This window comes from Gordonia sp. (in: high G+C Gram-positive bacteria), assembly GCF_012515855.1.
Taxonomy (GTDB): Bacteria; Actinomycetota; Actinomycetes; order Mycobacteriales; family Mycobacteriaceae; genus Gordonia.
Window position 1 is genome coordinate 1 of sequence record NZ_JAAYXO010000224.1, and the last position, 3358, is coordinate 3358.

Annotated in this window: 4 protein-coding genes; 1 reads left to right on the forward strand and 3 read right to left on the reverse strand. The window is 66.9% G+C overall.

What is annotated here, in order from left to right:
• Window positions 1–425, reverse strand: a 425-nt coding sequence (locus GX543_RS16180; protein ID WP_290853418.1) for a hypothetical protein, incomplete at its 3' end; no start/stop codon positions are given.
• A 110-nt stretch (window positions 426–535) separates the two neighbouring features.
• Window positions 536–1084, reverse strand: a complete 549-nt coding sequence (locus GX543_RS16185) for a GNAT family N-acetyltransferase (protein WP_290853419.1) — start codon at window positions 1082–1084, stop codon at window positions 536–538.
• Window positions 1085–1126: 42 nt separating this feature from the next.
• On the opposite strand from GX543_RS16185, the gene GX543_RS16190 reads away from it, so the two are divergent.
• Complete coding sequence (locus tag GX543_RS16190) at window positions 1127–2524, forward strand: amino acid permease (protein WP_290853420.1); 1398 nt, start codon at window positions 1127–1129, stop codon at window positions 2522–2524.
• On the opposite strand, the gene GX543_RS16195 is transcribed toward GX543_RS16190, so the two are convergent.
• Window positions 2493–3200 carry a TetR/AcrR family transcriptional regulator gene (locus GX543_RS16195; RefSeq protein WP_290853421.1) on the reverse strand — a complete coding sequence of 236 codons (708 nt, stop codon included), beginning with the start codon at window positions 3198–3200 and terminating at the stop codon, window positions 2493–2495. The two genes, GX543_RS16190 and GX543_RS16195, sit on opposite strands and share 32 nt — an antisense overlap.
• Between the last annotated feature and the right edge of the window lie 158 nt (window positions 3201–3358).

The following is a 3358-nucleotide window of genomic DNA, read 5'->3' on the forward strand; positions in this document are numbered from 1 at the left end:
CACGTGCGATTGAGCCGCTCGGCGGCGAACAGCATCGCGGCGGCCGCGGGGATCGCGAGAACGTGCCACATCAGCATGACGGGTCCGGGCACCAGCGACGCGCCGTGCGCACCGTGGGCGTCCATCAACGTGAGAGCGACGTGCGCGCCCACCTGTCCCACCACCAGCGCCGCGAGCACTGCCGTGCCCGAGATCTTGACGTGCCCGCGCGAACGGTCGCGTTCCACCGCCCGCAACTGCGCCGCACGGACCAGGCCCACGCATGCGGCGAGGCCGCCGAGCACGACGATCTGGATCGCGGACGGAACCGTCCCGCTGCCCAGGGAGTGCGCGGCGACGCCGAGAAGCAGGGAGACCGCCGCCGCCAGCAGACCGTGCGCGGTCGCGGGGACCTGCGCACCGTGTCGCGTCGGACGGATCAGCACGACCACCAGGGTACTACTGGGTGTCGTAGAAGGCGTATTCGCTGTGTGCGACGACATCCGCGGGCTTCGGCGGGATCCGCGGACTCATTTCGCCCGCGGATCCCGCTGAGTTACGCGGATGGTGCCGTGGACGCCTCAGAGGGTGCCGCGTCGACCACGAACTGCATGTAGACGGCGCCGATCCAGCGGTCGAACTTGCGGCCCACCGCGGGCATCCGACCGACTTCGACGAAGCCCACCTTGCGGTGCAGCGCCACCGACCCGGGGACCTCCTCGGAGATCACCGCGACGATGTTGCGGGTGACGGCGGCGTCCGTCGCGTCGACCAATGCCTGCAGTAGTCGCCGACCGAGCCCGCGACCGGCGGCTTCGGGGCGCAGGTAGATGCTGTCCTCGGCGGTGTGCGCCCACCCGGCCTTGCCCCGGTACACCCCCAGGTAGGCGTAACCGAGCACGCCGGAGGGCAACGACGGGTCGTCGCTGTTCTCCAAGATCAGGAACGGTCGCCCGGCGTCGACGATCGCGGCCGCCTTGACCTGCCATTCCGCTTCGGAGAGGGCGTGGTGGTCGAACGACGCCGTGGAATTCTCCACGTAGTGCCGGTAGATCTCGGCGACGGCGACGCAGTCGTCGACAGAGACGGGGCGGATGCTGGGCATGGGGTGATCTTGCCGCACGGCCCGAAGCATTACGCTCGACTGGTGGGAAACTCTGAATCCGAGCCGATCGAGGTCGTCGACGAACGCCGACTGAAGGGCGGCCTCAAGCCCCGCCACCTGGTGATGATGAGCTTGGGATCGGCCATCGGTGCGGGACTGTTCGTCGGATCCGGGCAGGGCATCGCCCTGGCGGGTCCGGCCGCGTTGGTCGCCTACGCGGTGATCGGCCTGATCATCGTCTCGGTGATGCGGATGCTCGGTGAGCTCGCGGCATCCGACCCCAACCCCGGTGCGTTCTCCCACTACGTCGGCAATGCGCTCGGACCCGGTGCCGGGTTCATGATGGGGTGGCTCTGGTGGATTCAGATGACGATCGTCGTCGCCGCCGAGGCCCTCGCCGCCGCCACCACGCTCCAGGAACTCGTCGGGGTGCTGCCGGCATGGGGATGGTCGTTGATCTTCATGATCGTGTTCACCCTCCTCAATCTCAGCGGTGTCTCGAACTTCGGCGAGCTCGAGTTCTGGTTCTCGCTGATCAAGATCATCTTCATCGTGGTGTTTCTGGTGATCGGCGCCGCGTACCTGTTCGGTTGGACGTCCGAACCGTCCCCGGGTCTCAGCAACCCGGGCGAGTTCCTGCCCAACGGAGTCGGCGGTATCGCCGCAGCCCTGCTGGTGATCGCGTTCGCGTTCGGCGGTATCGAGATCATCGCCATCGCAGCCGCCGAGACCGCGGATCCCGGGCCCAGCGTCACCAAGGCCATCCGGACCATCGTGTGGCGGATCCTGATCTTCTACGTGGGTTCGGTAGCCATCATCATGCTGGTCCTCCCCGCTGGCGACCCGCGGATCGTGGAGTCACCGTTCGTCGGCGTGCTGGAGCAGATCGGGCTGCCCGCGGTCGCCACCACACTCGGCATCGTCATCGTGGTCGCGCTGCTGTCGTCGCTGAACGTGAACCTCTACGGTGCGTCGCGCATGCTGTACTCGCTCTCCGATCGCGGGATGGCCCCGAAGATCGGCACCAGGACGCAGGCCAACGGTGTCCCCGTGGCCGCGGTCCTCGCCAGCATCGTCGTCGGCTTCTTGATGGTGCCCGCCACCTACGTGTGGGGCGACCAAGTCCTCGAGCGACTGCTCGCGATGGTCGGTTCCACGCTGCTGGTCACGTGGATCGCGATTGCGGCCGCGCAGCTGGTCCTCCGACGCCGCGCCGACCGCAACGACACCCATATGCCCATGAAGATGTGGGGTTACCCGTACCTCACGAACCTGACGCTGCTCGCGCTCGCTGGGATCGTCGTGCTCGGGCTGACGACGGAGTCGGTGCGGGGTCAGGTGCTCTCCACCGCCGCGCTGGTCGTGGTGCTCTGGGGAATCGGCGCGTACCTTGCCCGCCGGAACTCCCCTACTGCTGATCCGACTCCGGACGTCCGGTAACGACCGTCGACTCCTTGTACTCGGAATCAACGAGAATCGGGTCCGGGTCGAGTCGGGTGAGCCCGTTCCAGCACAGGTTCACCAGGTGCGCTGCCACCACTTCCTTCTCCGGCTCCCGCACGTCCAGCCACCACTGCGCCGTCACTGACACCATCCCGACGAGCGCCTGCGCGTAGAGCGGTGCCAGTCCGGGATCGAAGCCGCGACGTTCGAAGTCGCCGGCCAGGATGTGCTCCACCTGACTGATCGCATCGTTGAGCAGACTCGAGTAGCGGGTGTCCTCGCCGGCGGTGGTCGACTCTCCGCGCACCAGGATCCGGAAGCCTTCGGTCCGCTCCTCCATGTAGGTGAGGAGCGCGAGGGCCACCTGCTGAATGCGGTACAGCGACCGGTTCTTGGTCAGCGACGACGTCACCATCTCCAGGAGGGTTTCCATCTCGCGGTCGACGACGACCGCGTACAGCCCTTCCTTGCCGCCGAAGTGCTCGTAAACGATCGGCTTCGAGACGCCGGCGCGCTGGGCGATCTCCTCGATCGAGGTGCCCTCGAATCCTCGCTCCGCGAACAGTCCGCGAGCCACCTCGATGAGCTGCAGTCGACGCTGCGCGCCCGTCATCCGCGCACGGGGCGCCTTGGTGACTTGTTCTTCCCCGTCTGCCGGCCTGCTGATCGCCATGCCTCCATGGTATCTGCCAACGACGGTTGTCCGACAAATGAGGGAAGCCCCTGACCAACGAGTGGTCAGGGGCTCCCTGCAAATTTGTGTTCGGCGGTGTCCTACTCTCCCACACCCATTACAGTGCAGTACCATCGGCGCAGGTGGGCTTAGCTTCC

Bases quoted from the DNA above. Each gene is read 5' to 3' on its own strand.
- GX543_RS16185 (WP_290853419.1), bottom strand. From the start codon at position 1,084: ATGCCCAGCATCCGCCCCGTCTCTGTCGACGACTGCGTCGCCGTCGCC.
- GX543_RS16195 (WP_290853421.1), bottom strand. From the start codon at position 3,200: ATGGCGATCAGCAGGCCGGCAGACGGGGAAGAACAAGTCACCAAGGCG.